Below are 19,409 nucleotides of genomic sequence, written 5' to 3' on the forward strand. Positions count from 1 at the left end.
CATTTATTCATTCCTCAACATTTCCAACTTTTGATAAAACTGTTCGTAATTATTTTCCGGCGGTTCTTCATATGAATCAATATCGTTCACTGTATTACTATTAATCACTTGATTCATTTCATACGAATCCGGATCACCTGATTCATTTTTAGGCGGTTCAGTTGAATCAAGGCTTTCAACACTAGCTTGTTCTACTTCCAGCGGTTCTTGATCTTCTATTTCTATTTTTTCAGTATCAGCCGGAAGGACTTCAACCGGATCAATCGATTCCATTTCATTATCATTTTCAATTTCAACACGATTCAAATCAGTTGTTTCCTCTTGTTCAGGGTCAAATTCTGGATCAATTTCAGCTTTTTCAGTATCCGCCCGATTTTCATTCGTTTTAGAATATTCATCATCATTTAAATTATCAGCCTCAATTTCAGCATTTTCTACATCAATATTTGCATAGTCACGAGAATCAATATCATCATTATTTGAACCTTCATTTTCTGATAAGTTTCCATAAACATTCGCATTACCTATTTCAATATCTGCATGATTAATTGACAGATTACCAGCTACTTCACCAGAAGCGGAACCCTCTCTTCCTGATTTCTTCATAGCATTCAACATTCTTCTATCAAAATTGTTAACATTCGTCACATGTCCTCCGGTAACAAAACTAACAATTTGATTTCTGAATTTCCAAATCATATAGATTGCAAAACCTTTTACAATCGCTGAAAGGACACAACTAATAATCGTCGCACCCCCCGCAACTCCCGCAAGTGCAATAACTGACGAATCAATCAAAGTCATAACGAAAAAGAATAGATACATCGCAACTGTTAAGAAAATACCGATAAAGAAAATCATCATCATTTTTCCCATTCCGTTAAAAATTGAATTTGAGAACTTAGGTATTAAACTTAAAATACTCAATATCGGAAATCCGAAAACCATTACCATAATTAGTATTTTTAACAGAAATTTCATTATTCCCATTAGCATTAGTGGTGCACCCACAAACAAATTTGAACAAACAGAATACACACTAATAAAAATTTTATCTATCGCACCATCCGGCGTTAGATAACGATTTTTTTCACTTGCTGTTTTTACTTTACTTTTTAGCTCATCCATTGCTTTTTTATCTGTTTCCTGCTCAACCGTGTAAAGAAAATCATCAAAATCCTTTTCATAAACAGGAGTGCCAAAATTTACCATGCTAAATGCTTGCTTCATAGAGAGTTGAAAATAAACTTCTCTAATTGTTTCTACAGAGCTTTCAGAACCAACTTGTATTTCACTTTTGTTCCCTTCGATATCAAACATTGGTAAAGCAATAGCTGAACTCATTACATTTTCCACTTCATTAAAAATGTTATTCACATCTTTTAAGTATTCCTCACCTTGCACATAAATCACCGAATTTATTCCAATCACTGCAAATAAAACGATAATCTTTCTGAATGCCTCTTGCGGACTTGACACGAAAAAAATTACTGTAATAGAGCCTAAAGCAATTAGAAACAAAGTAACCCCTATGCTCGAAAACAACGAGCTATACAAGCTAACAGCAACTTTAAACACCATTCCAATTGTTTCTTCAAATACTTTGTTATTCATGAAAATTTGTAGGCTTAGATCAACGACTTGATAAATCCAGCGATTTAAAACCATCCCTATATTGATTATCCAGTTAAACATTTGATAGAGTTTTTCATCACCAATTACCCAAAAACTGCCGTCAGTATTCATCAAAGACATATAAGAGTTAATAGAAAATTTATTCATTCCATACCTCCTACACAAATTTTGCTTCGGCTCTACTATTGCTTGTTTCCTTCACTGTATCAAATGTTTTTTTGATTTCAGGAAACAGACAATGAACCGAAATTTTTTGAACGTGTTTATAGGGATCAAGCATAAGACACTGACCTTTTTTCATTCCTGATAGCCATTCACGATTTTTTTCAGTCACATCCACGCCGACATGTTCCAAAATTTTATCTTCTTCTTTCGGCTCATTAAAAGCGAAAATAGTACCAAAGTTCCCATGATCGTCTTCTGACGTCACGTCAGCGATTGATTGCGTTGAATAGATCAGCATATTATTTTGAGAACGTCCTACCCGCTTAATTGCACTAAGTATTTTCTTTCCTACAGCCGTAGTATTAAAAATCCAAGCCTCCTCGAAAACTTCAAAGGTTTCCTGATCGTCATTCATTGACCCGAATTTCTCACAGAATTTACCTAACGGAATCATGAGAGCAAGGCTTTTCTTTTCACTTTGCGAATACGTTGACGGATCATCCGACTGTTTCGGAACTGATAGCCCCAGCACACCTAGAATAGTAATTCGTTTTTCAAAATCTAACCCTTTGCTTTGACCGTCAGAGAAACCTAATTGCAAAATACTTCCCTCTACTTTTTCAGCAAGCAGATCACCAATTTCTTTCACGTCTACATTGGCATTCTCTTGCAGTAACTTGACAACATGAAGCATACCGACTTCTTGCCCCTCAGCCCGCCATTCAACCACCTGACGAATAGCCTTAGATAGCTCAGACTGTCCGACACGTGTATCATCAAGATTTATCATTTGATAAATCATTGCCTCAGCGGTATCTTTTGCGTCCGTTCCTGTTAAAAATGTAATTGGATCAAGTACACCGAAATTTTCAGCATTATCCGGATCAAGTTCGATTAAATGGAACTGTTCTATCAAACTGTAATAAAGCGGATACCGTTTTTTATTTTCAGGATCAGAAAGAAACGCTCGATACTGTTTTATTTTTTCCGTTTTTGGATCAATGAACAGTCCTTTTACATCTAACATTGTTAAAAAGGTAAAGAGCAGACTAACCAGAAATGTTTTACCCATACCAGTTTCACCAGTTACGCTGATATGCGGGCTTGCTGTTCCCATTTCTTCATTCCATTTATTCGCCGTAAATGGATTTGAAAAGACAACATTTCTACTTGAATAAATCGCACTTTGGAGGCTTTTCGCTCCCGAAATGTGCGGATCAACACGCCCAATATACCAGCCTGTTCTAAAACCAACACGCTGATTAATTGCCAGTAAATTCTCACAGAATCCGGCTGTATTTGTAGTTTGAATCCATTTTGTATCACTACTTTCAAGACCCACCCCAAGTAAATTTTTATAATACAGATAGACTTGTTGAGACTGGGCACGAGAGATTTTTATTTTACGAGTTTTGAACAGCGAAATAATTGTATTAATACGTTGTTTACATTCCTTCTTACTGCTTGCATACACAACGATACAACCCAGCCAGTTCACAATCGATTTTTCACTATCAACCTGTTCTTTCAAGTCCTCAACAATTAAACGACTTCTTGAAACCCGCTTACTTTCATTATTCCCTACAGAGCGACTTTCTTTCACTACGTTTTTAAGCCGTAATGCTGAACGGTTCGCTTTCCCTTCCACCCCTAACGAACCTTTTAGGTTCTGAAATTTCACTTTATATCTCAGTTCAACCGGAAATGGCAACGTTTGTGCTATTTCTGCAATGTGCATATAGTTTAAAATATCAGGTGTCTCAGCGATTGGTAAAATAGCAATCGTGCTCTTTCCCTCAACACTTTCCAGCGATAACATACCCGCTTTGGAGGGATCAATGACACAATCCGTAATGTTTTCAATCGACGTATTCGAAGCCTGTTCTTCCAGTGTATGTGGCATGTTACGAATGAAATTCAAACGATTCAAGTAGTACATTTCTGTTTCAGTCAACCGCTCACCCTGAAACACGCTCATTTTCCTTGATACTAAGCTTTCCAATTCTTGAAACGGCTCAAAATCGCTATCATCAACATTCAGACTATAACCCGCTAAATTCAACGCATTCTTTCTGAAATTCTCATAAGCTCGCTTCATTCCCTCCTTGAAAGAATCAACTTCAAACGCTGATTTAAGCGGTACACCAATTACCCAATCATAGGTATAGATCATACCCATTTCTTTTTTTAACAGCTCAACAGTCTTCCCAGCATAATATTCCGCTGTTTCTTTAACATCCGGACTAAATGATTTAGCTAGTTCACTAAATCTTTCCTCCAGCGTCATATCACGCGGAACCATAAAAATATCGATTCCACCGCATTCTTTCAACTCATTTACTAAATGCGTAAATTTCCTTTTTATCTCAGCTTTTTTTCTGTCTGCTGTTGGCGGTATACTTGTTGAGCGAATGCGATAGTACGCCCATATTTCATTATCGTTTGTATACATCATGTTATCTTTGACACTATTTAACGGAAATTTTAATTTCAATTATTTTTTTCCTCCTTCTTAAAAAGAACAAGGCTAGGGGATTCCCTAACCTTGAATTTTCTCAAATACTATTAATTCATTTTTTTGTTTGAATTGCTGATCCTGACAGATTACTTTTTTTCCCACTCTATATTTAAAGAAGAAAAACAAGAAATCTATCACGTAATCATGAATCTTTAGTCCGTCCGGCTCCAGCTTATCCCATAGCATAACCACGCCCACCGGTATCAAAATATAGCCAGCAAGCGAAAGACCTGGAATAAAACCAAGTAGCCACATAAACGGTCTAAAGATTGTAAATAGCGATAGTATCGTAAAGCCGAATACTGCCATTTTCGTAATTTCAACCGGATTTTCAAGCGTAAACCCTCGCCACAATTTTTGGATCATAAAAGGAACTGTTAAAGCCTTTTTATAGTTATACAGATTTTTTTGTTTCATCCATTATCCTCCAAAAATTTTACTGAACAATTCTCCAACTGAATTAAAAATTCTTTCTGGATCATTCGCCATGAAGAAGATAAACGAAGCCATTAATATTACACCAATAAGTGGTCCAACTTGTTGCTTAGCCCAAAGAATGATGCACAAGATTAAAGCAACGATACCCACCCCAATTTGTACCTCCGTTGTAAGATAACCATCCAAATTGGTAAGTGACGGCAACGCTCCTAATACTAAATTATTCATCTATTAAAATCCTCCTAAATTATGTTTTAATTCACTTATTTTATATTGATCTTCTTCTTTAACAAGCTTCAATGAAAAAGCCTCTTTATGCTTCAAATTCGATTCTTTTTCAGCAAAGATTACTTTTACATACACTGTTGTAAACTCGTCATGAGAGAACGCCTCAGGCGTTTCAATCGTATCTACTCGATACCCACCACCTAGACTTTCTACATTTTTCATAAAATATTGTAGTTCCTCATTTGTTCCTGTTGCGTACTTCTCAAAGAAAATATCTAAGAACGTATTAACATCTTTTAACTTGTCAGCGTCTAAAGCAGTTCCTGATTCTTCTTGCTTTTTAACACCTTCAAAATTAGCCACTTCTTTTTTTATTGCCGAAAAATAAGGTGTTGAAATAATCGAAAACTTGCCTTCCTTCTCAACAAAATCAATACTCAACAGCGTTGTTTTTTCTTCTGTCTCATATTCGATGTAAGAAACATCTTCAAAGGAATCGCCATTTTTTTCTTTCTTGATTTCTTCGTGTGCAATGTCTACAGAATAAACAATTCTATAAACTGCTGTTGAGTAAGTATCCTTTTCAGTAACTTCACTCAGTTCACTAGAAATCAGTTTTCTTGCAGTGCTTACTTCTTCACTATCAGCCGACACATTTTCAGCATAATACTTCTTTAATGTCTCTTTTCGTGCCTTCATTTCATCTGAATTAGCAGACAAATACATATAATCAGATATAAAGTCACTCATAAATGAGTTCATAGAAAATGGATAGCTTTCACCTGATCCGGATTCATTTGTGACTTTATCTGAAAGTTCTTTCTGAACTGCTTGAACCTTATCCACACGCCCGCCAATTCCAAAGGAACGAAACAGGGAGAAGACACCAGAAAAGAGGAACAGCACCATCGCAATTAAGAAAAACTGATTGTATTTTTTAACAGCTATCTTTTTTGTTGATGGACGTTTTTCTTTCTTAGCTTTAAAGAACCGTCCTCTTTTTGAAAGTGCACTTTCAAAGATTTCCTCTTTTTCTTCACTGATTTCCTCAACTTCTACAAAAGTTTTCGGAACAATTTCCGGCTCCTTACTTTCCTCTTTTTCAATCTCCTGAATTTGTTCTTCAAAAGAGTCCTCAGCCTCTTTTGTATCGATTTGATTTCCCAATATTTTTCTTTCAAGAAAATCAATTTGATCAATTTTGCTTCTATTGATATAGTGCTCACCGTCTTCATTAACAATCAAAATCTCACGATCATTAACATAAAACCGTTTATCTAAAATTTCATCTCTTGATAGATCATCACTGTAAGAATAAAAATCATATTCTATTGATTCTTTTGTATCAAACGTGATTGTGATTTTATACCAATGTGTACGATCACCCTTTTCAGTGTATAACTCTTTATTTGATTCATTAGAAACCGGATCATAAAAAGGTATTGGCTCTTGATTCTCAACAGCCTTTTCAATTACCTTTTTCCGTTGCTTTTTACTTTTGCCTAACCCATTTTTCTTTTTACGCCTCAGAATAAAAAGCGTTCCCATATACACGACAAACACAAGACCTAGAACAACTAACAAAATTTTCTGTAAATCCATTCAATACCCTCACTTTCTTTTTTTGAAAGTACACTTTCAAAATTAAAGACAAGAAACGGATAGCTTCTTGTCTTAGTCGTGTACCTATTCATTTTTATTTTCGTCCGTTTGCTGTCCTTTACGTGTATACCAGAATGCAATCACACCCAAGAAAATTACAGCTCCGATAAGTGTTGCGTACCGCTGAATTTCCTCACCTGTTTGTGGTAATGATCCGGTAGGTTTTACAACTTCTTTTTCTTTTTCAATAACTGGAGGCGATAACGTTACGATATTTGATAAAATATCGTCATTATTAACCTTTAAAGTTATTTGATTTTCTAGCTTATTCCCTACATGTTCCTCTTTGTAATGATACGTTGTATCTAACACCCAGCGTAGAGACGTTCTTTTCAGCTTTGTTGCATACTCTTTATTTACAATCAATGAGGCTGACTGTCCGTCTACTTCATAGGTGGTATTTTTAGTGATATCATTTCCAGTTTCATCATAAAGCCTCATAGCTTCTAGCGTGAAACCGTCCGGCAGTTTATCCAGTAATTTGATTGATTCTATCGAATCATTATCACCAATGTAAACCATCCCTTCAAAGACAACTTTTTCACCATCTTTCAGCAAGTCATAATGATCTACCCTCGTTCCATCTTCTTTCAAGATAGATTTCACAATCGAGTTTTTTCGGATCATCATATTCTTAATAGGTGAAAAATCTTTTGTGATCTCCTCACCAGCTTCTTGATTTTCGCCGTATTCTTTCTTGATCCCAGCGTCAACATAGCCATCTTCATAGATATTTATTTCATGAACAGCTTCATTAGATATTGGAACATAAATGAAAGTGAATTTGTTTTCGTTTATTTGATATCCTTCACTCGTAGAAATTTCTTTAATGTAGTATGTTTGTTCCGGAAGCAAAACACCTTGATATGAAGCAACACCCTTTTCAGTTTCTAAGGTACTAACTAACGTATCTTTTAAAATCGTATTTTCGTTATCAATATTAAAATTGGCACCATGGTATAAGCCAAAAACAGCAGAATATTTTTTATCTTGTTCCACATTTCCTATTACTCCAGTTACAACATCATCACTATAGCCTTTATCTCTTAGAAATTTTGATAAATCATCTAATGAATCTCCACTAAAAAAATCACCGTTTTCTAATTCAAAAATCTTATGAACATTTACCCGAACCTCTTGTAGCGGGTCTTTTTGATTGCCTTCACCTGTCGCAGTGTCTTTTTCTGCAACTACATCAATTAAAATAGGCGTAGGATCAACTTGAATGCCTAAAGGAGCTTTAAACTCAACAGCTTTGTATTGACCAGCGTACACATCTTCTTTTTCTGCAACGCCTTTTTCATTCGTTGAAATTTCTCCTAAATCTTCACCAGCTTCATGAATTTCCGTTCCATCACTTAGTTTGATATCTTCATTGGCTGTAATTTTGTAAGATACCCCGCTTTGCGGTTTCTCTTCAAATATTGGAAGCTGAGTATCAGGATCAAGACCAGTTATTTGATCGGTTACTTTAAAAATCCTGAACGATCCTTGCGGATCAGAACCCTTATTTTCTACTTCATTTGTTTCTTTTTCTGTAGAGTTAACAGTTACTGAAGCTGTATTAACAAGCAAATCACTAGCCCGAACATCCTCACTTACTTTTACTTGAACGTTCAAGACATATGTTTCACCATCCAGCTTCATTGATTTTAAAAATTCAGAAGAAGCAGCATACAAAACTTCGTTTTTATCTTCATCAAATGTCACTTCGCCTTGTTCGTCTTCTTTCAGCCACGCTTTTTCAAAAACTACTTTTTCCGGTAGCTGGTCTTTGATTTCAAACGTTGAATAACGCTCTAGTAAGTCAACACCGAGCGTATGCACTTTTTGCTCAATTTGATAGGTTAGCACATCGCCAGCTTTGACTACTTTTTTATCCATATCTTTTCCAGAATCATCAACTACTTTTTTCACAGGCGTTTTCTGTTCCGTATTGAACAATGTCGCACAACTGAACGAGTTCCAGACATCCGGACTTTTCTTTAAAGAACCGACACGAAACTTCATTTCTGATCCGTTTACCTGAAAACTTACAGTATTTCTTTTAAATGTTTTTGAACCTAACACATCCGTAAAATTACCATTTCCACCCGCAAATACTTTGCCAGAGGAGAACGGATTTTCCATTTCAATCACATTTGAATCATCTGTAATGTATGTTTTCATGTTCTGATCCTGATTCAAATAAGACACAAATTCGTTTGCCGTATTTTCTGCTGGATCAAGTAACCCCGAACCATTCAAAGAATTTACAGAAAGAAACGAATCACCTGAAAGCAAAACCGGATTCCCGTTTTCCTCAAAAAACTTTAATGAATAATCGAATTGGTAAATGTTATGGTACCAATGTCCACTATAAAGATTATCCGAGATAACAAAAAATTGTTCGTTTCCATGCACCTTTAAATTCGAATACTCAGCCACCGCAGAAATATTTTTTCCCTTATACTTACCTACATAGTCATAATTGACTGTTATTTTGAATGTATCCGGCATATTCGAAAATACTACTCGATTCGCCCCATACCCATCTTGAAACGTGTGGTGTGGTTCTGAAAGTTTAGGATCATCAAAATATTTAACGGTTGCACCTGAATTATTTGTACTAACTTTTACAGTCGGTTTTTTACTCATATTCTTTTCAATCACAAGATTGTTTTCAGCGGTAATTACTGGGTTTTCACGATCTACTTTAATTACCTCAGCAACTGCTGTACTAGCCCCGCCAAACATCAAGAGAGAAAGCGACAAGCCCAACACAGACCGCAACACTTTAAATTTATTACTTCTCAATTCTTACCCTCATTTCTTTTTTTTTTTTTGAAAGTGCACTTACAAAACAATTCCGGTAGCTTTTGCAAATTCACTTGTTTCAGCTACTTCAACATCAAGTAACTTTTCATCCTGATCCCGCAATTCAGCACGATCAATAATATCTTGCAATGTATTCGTACCAAAAATTTCATCTTTGCTTTGAATCAATTTCAACGTCCGGCTCATAAATGTATCTACATATGCCACTTTCTTTTTAAACGTTGGTTTTTCCGGCTCAATTTTTAAATTGATCGCTTTTGCATTGCCGATTAATTTCAACCATTTTTTCCAAACCGTTTCACAACCATTCCTATCTATTTCAAAAACAGTTAACTGATTGCTAATGATTCCTAAAATCAAACTAGAGAAATCAAAGCTAGTCATATACATTTTTAGAAATTCTTTTGCTTTTTCATTTGTCATCCGGACTTCATATCGGTTTTTGACCTCAACATCTTCCACCGGAATCTTTTCACGCTTTGCCGTTTCATAGTTCTTTTGATAAAAGCAAAAGTGCATCAGACTTTGCCTTGACCCTAGATAGACAGTGACGCCCTCAGAATCTTCCTCTTGTAAACTTTCCTGATTGATTACCCGCATAGACTTAAATTTTGTTTGATACATTCCATTTTTAAGCCTTTTTGCCAGCTCAGGAATGGAAAAAATTTCCTCATAATCATCTAAAGCTACATCAATTCGAGTAACCGAACCTTTATTCTCAAACACTCTAGTTAGAAAGTTCTTCCAATTTTCCTGTAGTTCTTCGAGAATGCAATCATAATTCCGGCATCCTTGACCGGACAGCTCAATCAATACCCCCCTTTCGTCTCCTTTCTCAGAATCAAGTACCCGAATGGCACCCAAGAAATACATTTCTTTATAGCCATACAAGCCAGTAGGCTTATTATCAAAGTAATCAAAATCCATGTGCAAAACGGATTCAATTACCTTTCGCACATCGTGCGTTGGAAATCTGATTCTCACATAATCAAACTTAGCTTCTATAACCTCACTAACTTCTATCGAGTTATAGAAATCTAAAATTGCCGAAAGCATGTCAGGTGAAAAGAATCGCTCCCCCTTTTCTACTTTCGCAAGATAAGAACGATCAAAGCCGAAAGTCTCAGATACAAGCCGTTGGCTTAAATTCCTTCTTAACCTCATTTCCCGCAGTTCATAGCCTTCTATTTTCTTCACCGCTTTCCTTTGTCACACCTTCACACTTAAAAATTGCAGAGTGTGACAAGCTAAAATTTTACAAATTGCTTGCTGTATCAGTGTTTACCGTTTGTTAGTGAACAAATATTCAGTGTTTTTTACCCCCCTTTTAGATACTGGGGGTTTGAGGCGGGCAAAGAGCGCCCGCCCCACACTCAAAAGAAAAAGCCTACATTACCATTGAGTCGCCTAAGGGCGACTCTACGCCTTTTACTTTTGGTGTGGACAATATTCTTACCGCCTATCCTGTTTAATCGGCGGATCATCCCTGATTTTGGCAACAAAAAAAAATGATAGCAAGCCTTTAGAAATCACCTTGTTATCACTGCATTTTTTTGTATTCAGTTTTGCAAATCAATTGTCCAGCAATTTTCACATGCACAGGCAGGACAATCCTTTCTTTCCTGTTTCTGACAGTTAGCACACTTTACAATTTTATTCCCACACCGAGCACACCTACTTTCTTTAAGAAAGTATTGTGTGTATTCTCTTTTAAAACCTAGTTTTTCATAAAAATCATGTGCTTTATTAGAATAATGACACGTCAATTCTAACAAACCATGTCTATCTAAAAAAAGATTTATCACTCTTTTTCCAATCCCATTCCCTCTAAAATCATCTAGCAGATAAAGACCATCAATAAAACAAACATCTTCATTTACATGTTCAGAAAATTTTCTTGAATATTCGATAAACCCAACCATTTTTTTATCGATGGAAATATAATCAACAGTCATATCTTTCCTATCACAAAAATTTTTCTTTGCTTGTTGAGGAGAGTAATTTTCTGCAACAATATCTTTAATTCCTATCTCCTCAGCCAACGGAATGTATTGTCTAATGAAATCACTTTTCATTCTATAGTACATGCCAGCATTTCTTAAACCAACACTTATAAAACTTAATTCCATAAATCCTCCCTCAATTAATTGTTTATGATTTGATTGCATTTACAGTCAGGACAGCACTTTCTTTGATTTTGCCATAGCTCGCTACAATCAAACCGATTACAACCACAATCATCACATTCAACACTAGAACAGATTTCACAATATTCTTTATCATCTAAAAAATATTTATCACCACCACAAATTTTACAGACACCACCCGCTTCATAAATTGTCATTAAGCCACCGCCTCCAGTTCCTCTTGTGCCGGATATTTTGCGAACTCCTTCATGAAATCAAAGTCAGCATTTACAAACGGAGAATAAAACTCTTGTACCTGTTCCGTTCCTACGTCCGCATAGCCTCGACCTTTAATCGGCTTATTAAACAATGATTTGATTGTAGAATCAAACATCATTTTATAGCCGGATTGCGACATTTTCCCTAGCGTTACACGCAAGCCGAAACTGTCTCGAAGTGCTCCGTCAATGTATTTTGCGTCCGGTCTTTGCATACCTAACACAAGGAAGTAGCCGGACTGTCTGCCCATCAGAATTATTTGATTTAGAAGTTGCATGGCTTTCTTTCGTTCTTTAGTATCTAATGAACTGTAATATGCCGGCCACTCGTCAACAAAAATAAATTTTGGCTTGAATCCAAAGAATGAATAGTTTTTTCCTGTTTTATAGTTTGGGGAAGCCTTCATTTTTTCATAGCGATCATTCATATCACTTACGTTATTTTCCAGACATTTAATAATACCCGCACCGAAAAATACATGACCTTTAAAAAATGGTAAATCACCCAAGTCCAACAAATCAGCTTTCTTCGGATCACAAACATCTATTAGAGCACCCGCCGGAATTAACGCTTTTAAAAGAGATAAGAAGAAATAAGTCTTACCCCCTCCGGTGCCTCCGGCGATCAGGGCATGAGGCGTTTTATTGATTTCCCATGCTACGCCGTCCATTAGTTCTAAAACAAAATCTTTCACAACCAAATCATTGATATTGATTCTTTTCTTCTCGATATCATAGAGAAGTTTGTAGCAAACATAGTCTTCTTCTCGTTGTGCTTCCAGCATGTCGCAGAAAAAAGCTTCTTCTAATTCGCCCGCCAGTTCATTAAATTTTGCTTGAAAAGGTCCGAGGTCTAGCGGAAACCTTACATAGATATACCCTTTCTTGTATTGATAAAATATTTTAGGAAAGTAGATTGTTTTTTTCCCTTTTGCATTCTTTCCAGTTTTAGCCACTTCAACGAAAAGCCGTCTGCTAATAATCATTTTTGCTAGTTTTCTTTTGTGAAGTAACCTTTTGTAATGATTGTAAAAGGGAAAATAGATCATCAGATACGCAAGAATAAACGATAACATCAAACCAGATACAGCCGTAGACGTTAAAATTATTGTAGACTGTTGACCTTGACTAATCATCATGTATTCCAAAAATCCAGTGACAGCCAGAACCGGAAGCATTAAATAAAACACGAACCGGATCGGCGCCCCTTTGTGTCTCTTTCTGATCCTGAAACCTTTCCACTTGAACAGTTTCAATAAATCACCTCTTTCTAAGACCGTACCCTTTAAAAAGGGCACACACCAAACTTTTATATAATTCAGCTCCTACATCCTCACTCATGAGGACACCCCCTCGGCGGGAGCCAGCTCTTTTCGGCATTTGTATTCCGAAAAGAACAGTCAGAAGGGTTTTAAATAGATAACGTGTCAATTCCTTAAATTCCCTTCGGTCAGACATTTACCATTGACACTGCCTGAATGTATCCCACTATTTTTAAATAGAGGGAACATCCTGCTTCTGGTCTTTTTTATCGTTTAATTGCTGACGTAGACCGCCTTTTTTCTTAATGTCTTTTGCAGTTACTTTTACGTCGGCGTCTGCAAAATTTCCATATGCTTCCGGATCAATCATCGCCCACGCCATAAATGTAGGCTCTACCAATTCCACAGTATCACCAAATTTGAACGACTTTACATCTGTAGTCGCTGGTAACACTACTCTAATTGTAGATTGCTGAACATCGCTAGACACTTCTACACGCTGTTCAACGATTTCACCAGTTCTTTCACCATTTTCGAAACCTTCGCGAGATTCCGAGCTTACAAAAATCAAGTTTCCTAAAGTTTTTTCCGGATTAGCCGGAACAATATTTTTTTCAAATGAAATTGCCATATTAATTAGTTCCCCCTTGTACTTTTAATTCATCAACAGTCATAATAAACTCAACCTTAGCCCGCTTTGATCCATTAATATTATTAACGACCGAGCGAGGCAAGACGCAAGGATTTTCGACTGTCACAGGCGCACCATAACGAACCCCTTTAATCGCTTTTTCTACAGGGACATCAATTTCAATTTTTCCCATTTTCTCACTTGCTACCTCAAAGCGTTCATAAACCGGAACCCGATTTCTACCGCTTCCTTCTGAAATTGTTCTAACATGCTGTTGCATTAACATAACGCCCATTTCTGATACGTCAATAAATAATTTTTTTACACCCATTTTTCTTATATCTTCCTTTCAAAATTAATATTGTTCTTCCTTTGCTCTTACAAGTATTTCTCTTAGTAGCTATTTTTTAAGCTACATTCAAAGTTAACTTTTTCCCTGTTTTCGGGTTAACACACACTATTTCACGGCTTGTCTGACGTTCTACGTACCAATTAGCCGGATTTAGCTTTATACACCCCTTCCCATGATTTGATAACATTTCTTTTATTTTTCTACTAGGCTTTCTCAAATGTTTCATCTATATAAATCACTCCTCAATAATTTTATATTGTTTTTCAGATCATCGCATATTCTAGGACACGCTCGAACCGCAGTTCTTTGCTGAAAAACAACAGCACATTTCATTCAATAACCATATGCAATTTTCTTTCGCAGTAAATTGCAAACAGCGCAGAGAGTGACTTTTAAAGTCGTTTCATGTATACTTATTCTTGTCAGAGAGTAGCACACATTGACGTCTTAAAGGCTCACTGTACGTCATAGAATTATCCTGTAACCTCATATAGAGTAAGTCAGATTTTTCTATGACGGCTATTCAGTTTTCAAAGGACAAAGTTAAACAAATTTTAATGTATGGATCATCTTTCTTTTTTTTCAGGATCACAAGCCCGCTAAATTGAAATCTAACCCTTAAAACTTGTTTTAGTGAAGTATCTCAGCTTTATAGATACCTCAATAAAGCAAGTTTTTATTTTTCTCCTTTTACTCGTCTAGCAATTTCCCTCACCCTTTCATACTCAACAGAAAATATAAATCCTTCATCAAAAACAATTCTTACTTCTACTGGATTTTTCGAGTATTCCATCTCATGTAATATCATATCTAAAATTATTCTGTCTCTTTCACGTTTTGACACATTCATGACATTGATAACCCTGAAAAGAGGATTGTATATTGCCAGTTCATAGTATTCTTGTTTTCTGCTCATTTTCTTCCTCCTCACAAATGATTTTCATAGCGACGTACACATTTTCTAAAAAATCAGCTTGTTCATCCGGATAATAATTAAATTCCATCACTTTTCCATAGATATCTAAGCATCGCTGTAACTCCTGTTTTTCGAACTTTTCTAACTCAGTTTTTACCTTTTCATATTCATCTTTTTTAAAGCCAATCGTGCAAACATTTTCAATACTTTCATTTTCTTGAATACTTGCTTCGGATTGTATAGAAAGATCAGAAATTCTTGATAACTCTTTTTTAGTCACTTCCAGAAACACCTTAAATTGATAAAAAACTTGTTTATTTCCAGTAGTATAAAAATAGGTTGAATTGATATAATATAAAATACTTGATACCGCACCTTTTAATTCAGTTAACCCATCTTCTAAATTCGTTTCATTTAAACCTAAAATTATTGCTGGGATATTGTGTAAATAATCAGAACTCACACTTTGAAAAAAAGCGAGTTTTTCAGTTTCTTTCAATCCATTCTTGCCATTTTTCCAACTAAGCATTCTCATATAAATAAAATACTGATTCAACAAAAGCTTACTAATCTCTTTTACTCTTTCAACTATCATTTGTTTCCTCCTCTAAGCTCTTATAAATCTTTCTCAACTCATATCTAACGTTTTTATCTGATAAAACAATTACAACACTTAACAGACAAGCTAAAGCAGAATAGAACAAAACAAAGGAGATAAAAGTTTTAACCAAGATGCCATCCATTTGTAAAACGACAGGAATTAAAGCGAAAAAAGCAACAAATAAAAGTGTTCCAATTTTCCGGTAAATAAATTGCTGTATGATTCTTTGAAAAACAGATTTATCAATTAATGAAATATAGAATTGTTCATCATTCATCAATTTTTCAACCCGTTTTCTTTTTTCCTCCTTTCGTTTCATTTTTTCTTTGTCAGAAATCTTTTTTTCTAATGCTAGTAGCTCTTTTCCTTTCACTCAGTCGCCTCCTCGTTAATCAAGTTTATTCAGCAAAACATTTAGCTTTGCTATCTTTTTTTCATAACTTTCATACAATTTTCTTGCGCTTTCATCTTCAAATCTTTCAGATAACCAGTCTAATGTTTTCGTTTTATTTTCAATATCGAGCAAAATAAATACTTTTAAATCTGAACATTCAGCAACAGACAATTCAATAGTACGTACATCCATTTTGTTTCCTCCTCATGTTGGTTTGCTGTAGGTTAACAGCAAACCATATTGATCCCGCATTCACCACAGATAACTTTTACTTCTTTAGTTGCTCTAACTGACTGATCGCAAGTCGGACATTTATATTTTCGTGTACTTGACTTCTTTTTTTCCTTTTCTTCAATAATTGTAGTTCTTGAAAGAGCAATTTGTTGAAAAACTTCATTACTTCTGACAAACTCAATAACTTCCTCAGATGGTTTTGTAAAGCCAAATCCGTATTTTTTATCAAAACTAACGATTAACCCTCGTTTTTCAGCTTCTGCTTTAAAACGTTTGTTATGGTATGTACCACTTCTGCTTGTCTCTTTAATTTCATTTTCTGTACAGTATTGGTGTACCATTTCATGAATTAACGTATCAACAGTATGCTCTATTTCATTCCCAATGGATTCAGCACTAATATTAATTTCATAAGCTCGCTGGTTTTCTGGAAGATTCCAAACTTTACCATAAGTAAAATGACCATCAGACCCCGGCGTGCTTTGTACTGTTATGACAGATTTTGAAAGTGTATTTTCAAAATACTTTTCATTTAAAACATCAAATCCAGCTTCCAACATTTCAATCACTTTTGATAAAGTCTTTTGTTCTCCCATCTTCCTATCACTACTCCTGTTCTTGTTTTATTTTTATTTCACTTGTGAAGCCGTAAGCCTTAGCAAACACCGCTTCATTGATTCGTCCATTACTAACCTTGATCCCATCTTTTTCAAGATCAACATTCAACTCTTTAATAATCGAATAAGCTTTTGACTTACTGCATTTCATTAGTTCACTAACTTCCTTTGCAGTAAGGAATTTAATTTCCACAATCTCACCACCATTATAATCATTATTTTCTGTACATTTATTATTTATAATCTTATTATAACTTGCAATAATCTTAAAGTCAACACTTTTTATGATTATAATCATATTTAACTTTGTAGCCATTCTTCAACAGTTTTATAAAATAATCCATTTCCTTTAGCTTTAGATTTAAGAATACCCTGAACTTCATCATATTTTGATTCAGAAATGATCTGAGGAATTGTTTTATATTTACAAGGGATACTCCCTTTAAATCGAGAAAATCCTGTATAAGAAACATTTGTTAGAATAATTCTTATTGAATTAAAACGGAATTTTTTTCCTCTCAATCCTCTATATCCCATATCGTTTAAAAATTCTGTTACCTTACTTATACACTTGACTTCTAAATACATATCATATATTTCATTTACCAAACGTGCTTCTCTAGCATTAACAATAAAATCATTGTTTTCTACATGATATCCGAGACAGAAAGCCATAGAACGACCACCTTGAATGACTGCTTCTTGCTTTCCCATCCGAACATTTTCGGCGATTGTTTCTCTTTCAAATTCGGCAAATGCTCCAATGACATTGAACATCAATTTTCCAGTCGGAGTTGATAAATCGAAATGTTCGCTGTAGCTAACAAGTGAAACACCCCATTTATTCAAATCTTCTAACGATAAGACAAGATCACGAAGGTTTCTTGAAAATCTACTTAATTTCCAAACAAGAATAATATCAAATTTTTTTGACCTAGCATCTGAAAGCATTTTTTGAAAGCCTAGTCGTTTTACGGTGTTCTTTCCTGAAATACCTTCATCAGTGTATATACTTGAAATAGTCCAAAGACGACTTTCAGCATATTGAATCAATATTTTTTTCTGTGCATCTAATGAATGTCCTTCCTCAGCTTGATGATAAGAAGAAACACGTGTATAAATTGCTACCTTCATTGATATCTCCAGTTTGCCACTTTATTCCAGTAATCCTGTTCTGATTTACGTATAGTAATAACATTTTTTTCTTCTAAATGATTAAGAGAAACACTTTCTCTAGTTTCTTCAAACTCAGCTAAATTATAGTAATGGTTAACATTGTTAGTTTCTATGAAAGCAATTATTTCTTCATTATCCGTTGTAGTGACAACAAAGCAATCCATCGCATAACAGCGTTCACGATATACAGGATGACTTTTTCCAAAATTTTTTCCTCCAACTACAGTAATCCAACCAATATTTTGATAAGTTTTTGCTGTTTTCACATCCATCTTCCTTTCTAACGATTATAAATGTTATTTTATGTATATTTATTATTTATAATCTTATTTTATACCATTATAATCATATTGTCAAGAAGTTTTAAGATTTTTCTTTATACTCCCACATTTTTTAAGATTTTAATGCTAAAATTCATTTAAGGAGTTGATTTTATGGAGTTCGGAGAAATTCTTAAAGCCCTAAGAAAGAAAAAAAGACTTACTCAAAAGGAACTAGCTGATATTTTATTTTTGGAACAAACTACAATTAGTAGTTATGAAAATGGAAAAATCCAGCCAACAGCAAAAACAATAAATGATATTGCTAATTTTTTTGATGTGTCTTCTGACTATCTTTTAGGACGACCGGACAAGCGAAAAAATAAGTTAGAACAAGTAATTGATTCTACTTTTGACGAATTAAAATCTGAGGACACTCTTTTATTTTTAAAAGATAAAAATGGAGACATTGACGAAGAAACCGCAAGGCTTGTTAAGATTGCAATGAAAAACGCTATGCGGACAGTTGACGACATGAAGAAAAAAGAATAATATTTTTGAATATACACTTTCAAAAATAGGAAGCTAGGTGGAACTTATCAAGGGGATAAACAGGAAGATAAAGGAAGAAGCTACTAAAATCATTGATTTTTATAGCTCAAATGATCCGGTGCTAATTGCTGAATATTTAGGTATCATTATTTTAAAATCAGATTTAGGAGCTATTAAAGGCTTCCTACAGAATTACAAGAACAGTTACATCATTCACATTAACGAAAACATAGAAGACGAGAGAACAACCGATAGAGTTGTTGCTCATGAACTCGGTCATTATTTTCTACATAAGCATTTAAACGTTTTTCGATTAAGTCTCAGCACCTTATCTTTTACAGCTAAGTTAGAACAAGAAGCGGAAACTTTCGCTTGTGAGTTATTATTACCTGACAGATTATTAGAGGAAGAACTAACTTATATCGAAAACATGAGTTACAATGAAGTAGCCACTTACTTCAATATTGATCCAGATATTTTAGACTTAAAATATTACCAAAGTAATACAGCCCATTTTTTTTGAACACAAAAGAACATACGTTCGTAT

The 19,409-nt window shown here is 34.8% G+C and carries 23 protein-coding genes; 2 read left to right on the forward strand and 21 right to left on the reverse strand.

Annotated elements, in window-relative coordinates:
- Nucleotides 1-3 precede the first annotated feature (3 nt).
- The 21 genes from AC1Z3K_RS14915 to AC1Z3K_RS15015 form a co-directional block, all read right to left on the reverse strand.
- Nucleotides 4-1,782, reverse strand: coding sequence for a hypothetical protein (locus AC1Z3K_RS14915; protein WP_461733133.1), 1,779 nt, complete (start codon nucleotides 1,780-1,782; stop codon nucleotides 4-6).
- A 10-nt stretch (nucleotides 1,783-1,792) separates the two neighbouring features.
- On the reverse strand, nucleotides 1,793-4,294 hold the full coding sequence (locus AC1Z3K_RS14920; protein ID WP_461733134.1) for an ATP-binding protein: 2,502 nt from the start codon (nucleotides 4,292-4,294) through the stop codon (nucleotides 1,793-1,795).
- A gap of 45 nt (nucleotides 4,295-4,339) precedes the next feature.
- Nucleotides 4,340-4,735, reverse strand: coding sequence for a TcpE family conjugal transfer membrane protein (locus tag AC1Z3K_RS14925; protein WP_461733135.1), 396 nt, complete (start codon nucleotides 4,733-4,735; stop codon nucleotides 4,340-4,342).
- A gap of 3 nt (nucleotides 4,736-4,738) precedes the next feature.
- Nucleotides 4,739-4,984, reverse strand: a complete 246-nt coding sequence (locus AC1Z3K_RS14930; protein ID WP_461733136.1) for a TcpD family membrane protein — start codon at nucleotides 4,982-4,984, stop codon at nucleotides 4,739-4,741.
- Nucleotides 4,985-4,987: 3 nt separating this feature from the next.
- Nucleotides 4,988-6,586 (reverse strand): conjugal transfer protein, encoded by a 1,599-nt coding sequence (locus AC1Z3K_RS14935; protein ID WP_461733137.1) that lies wholly within the window; start codon nucleotides 6,584-6,586, stop codon nucleotides 4,988-4,990.
- A gap of 84 nt (nucleotides 6,587-6,670) precedes the next feature.
- Nucleotides 6,671-9,442 (reverse strand): isopeptide-forming domain-containing fimbrial protein, encoded by a 2,772-nt coding sequence (locus tag AC1Z3K_RS14940; protein ID WP_461733138.1) that lies wholly within the window; start codon nucleotides 9,440-9,442, stop codon nucleotides 6,671-6,673.
- Nucleotides 9,443-9,481: 39 nt separating this feature from the next.
- Nucleotides 9,482-10,660 (reverse strand): replication initiation factor domain-containing protein, encoded by a 1,179-nt coding sequence (locus tag AC1Z3K_RS14945; protein WP_461733139.1) that lies wholly within the window; start codon nucleotides 10,658-10,660, stop codon nucleotides 9,482-9,484.
- 362 nt (nucleotides 10,661-11,022) lie between these two features.
- Nucleotides 11,023-11,592 (reverse strand): GNAT family N-acetyltransferase, encoded by a 570-nt coding sequence (locus AC1Z3K_RS14950; protein WP_461733140.1) that lies wholly within the window; start codon nucleotides 11,590-11,592, stop codon nucleotides 11,023-11,025.
- 22 nt (nucleotides 11,593-11,614) lie between these two features.
- On the reverse strand, nucleotides 11,615-11,746 hold the full coding sequence (locus AC1Z3K_RS14955) for a hypothetical protein (RefSeq protein ID WP_461733141.1): 132 nt from the start codon (nucleotides 11,744-11,746) through the stop codon (nucleotides 11,615-11,617).
- A gap of 60 nt (nucleotides 11,747-11,806) precedes the next feature.
- The gene (locus AC1Z3K_RS14960) at nucleotides 11,807-13,057 is read right to left on the reverse strand and encodes a hypothetical protein (RefSeq protein ID WP_461733142.1); all 1,251 of its coding nucleotides are present in this window, start codon (nucleotides 13,055-13,057) and stop codon (nucleotides 11,807-11,809) included.
- Nucleotides 13,058-13,361: 304 nt separating this feature from the next.
- Complete coding sequence (locus tag AC1Z3K_RS14965) at nucleotides 13,362-13,760, reverse strand: DUF961 family protein (RefSeq protein WP_461733143.1); 399 nt, start codon at nucleotides 13,758-13,760, stop codon at nucleotides 13,362-13,364.
- A gap of 1 nt (nucleotide 13,761) precedes the next feature.
- Complete coding sequence (locus AC1Z3K_RS14970) at nucleotides 13,762-14,091, reverse strand: hypothetical protein (RefSeq protein WP_461733144.1); 330 nt, start codon at nucleotides 14,089-14,091, stop codon at nucleotides 13,762-13,764.
- 76 nt (nucleotides 14,092-14,167) lie between these two features.
- Nucleotides 14,168-14,338, reverse strand: coding sequence for a DUF6906 family protein (locus tag AC1Z3K_RS14975; protein WP_461733145.1), 171 nt, complete (start codon nucleotides 14,336-14,338; stop codon nucleotides 14,168-14,170).
- Between the two features lie 450 nt (nucleotides 14,339-14,788).
- Nucleotides 14,789-15,028 carry a hypothetical protein gene (locus AC1Z3K_RS14980; RefSeq protein WP_461733146.1) on the reverse strand — a complete coding sequence of 80 codons (240 nt, stop codon included), beginning with the start codon at nucleotides 15,026-15,028 and terminating at the stop codon, nucleotides 14,789-14,791.
- Entirely contained in the window at nucleotides 15,003-15,623 is a 621-nt protein-coding gene (locus tag AC1Z3K_RS14985) for a hypothetical protein (protein WP_461733147.1), read from the reverse strand. The genes AC1Z3K_RS14980 and AC1Z3K_RS14985 overlap by 26 nt, the downstream gene beginning before the upstream one ends.
- Nucleotides 15,613-16,002, reverse strand: coding sequence for a hypothetical protein (locus AC1Z3K_RS14990; protein ID WP_461733148.1), 390 nt, complete (start codon nucleotides 16,000-16,002; stop codon nucleotides 15,613-15,615). The genes AC1Z3K_RS14985 and AC1Z3K_RS14990 overlap by 11 nt, the downstream gene beginning before the upstream one ends.
- Before the next feature lie 15 nt (nucleotides 16,003-16,017).
- Nucleotides 16,018-16,215 (reverse strand): hypothetical protein, encoded by a 198-nt coding sequence (locus tag AC1Z3K_RS14995; protein WP_461733149.1) that lies wholly within the window; start codon nucleotides 16,213-16,215, stop codon nucleotides 16,018-16,020.
- 32 nt (nucleotides 16,216-16,247) lie between these two features.
- The gene (locus AC1Z3K_RS15000) at nucleotides 16,248-16,853 is read right to left on the reverse strand and encodes a SprT-like domain-containing protein (RefSeq protein WP_461733150.1); all 606 of its coding nucleotides are present in this window, start codon (nucleotides 16,851-16,853) and stop codon (nucleotides 16,248-16,250) included.
- A gap of 10 nt (nucleotides 16,854-16,863) precedes the next feature.
- Nucleotides 16,864-17,067: a DNA-binding protein gene (locus tag AC1Z3K_RS15005; protein ID WP_461733151.1), complete on the reverse strand. Its 204-nt coding sequence runs from the start codon at nucleotides 17,065-17,067 to the stop codon at nucleotides 16,864-16,866.
- A gap of 107 nt (nucleotides 17,068-17,174) precedes the next feature.
- On the reverse strand, nucleotides 17,175-18,008 hold the full coding sequence (locus tag AC1Z3K_RS15010) for a recombinase family protein (protein WP_461733152.1): 834 nt from the start codon (nucleotides 18,006-18,008) through the stop codon (nucleotides 17,175-17,177).
- Nucleotides 18,005-18,316, reverse strand: a complete 312-nt coding sequence (locus AC1Z3K_RS15015) for a hypothetical protein (RefSeq protein ID WP_461733153.1) — start codon at nucleotides 18,314-18,316, stop codon at nucleotides 18,005-18,007. The genes AC1Z3K_RS15010 and AC1Z3K_RS15015 overlap by 4 nt, the downstream gene beginning before the upstream one ends.
- Before the next feature lie 168 nt (nucleotides 18,317-18,484).
- On the opposite strand from AC1Z3K_RS15015, the gene AC1Z3K_RS15020 reads away from it, so the two are divergent.
- A complete protein-coding gene (locus tag AC1Z3K_RS15020; RefSeq protein ID WP_461733154.1) occupies nucleotides 18,485-18,862 on the forward strand; it encodes a helix-turn-helix domain-containing protein in 378 nt (125 codons plus the stop codon).
- A 37-nt stretch (nucleotides 18,863-18,899) separates the two neighbouring features.
- Nucleotides 18,900-19,385: an ImmA/IrrE family metallo-endopeptidase gene (locus AC1Z3K_RS15025; RefSeq protein ID WP_461733155.1), complete on the forward strand. Its 486-nt coding sequence runs from the start codon at nucleotides 18,900-18,902 to the stop codon at nucleotides 19,383-19,385.
- The last annotated feature ends 24 nt before the right edge of the window (nucleotides 19,386-19,409 follow it).

Source organism: Enterococcus sp. LJL128 (genome assembly GCF_056924295.1).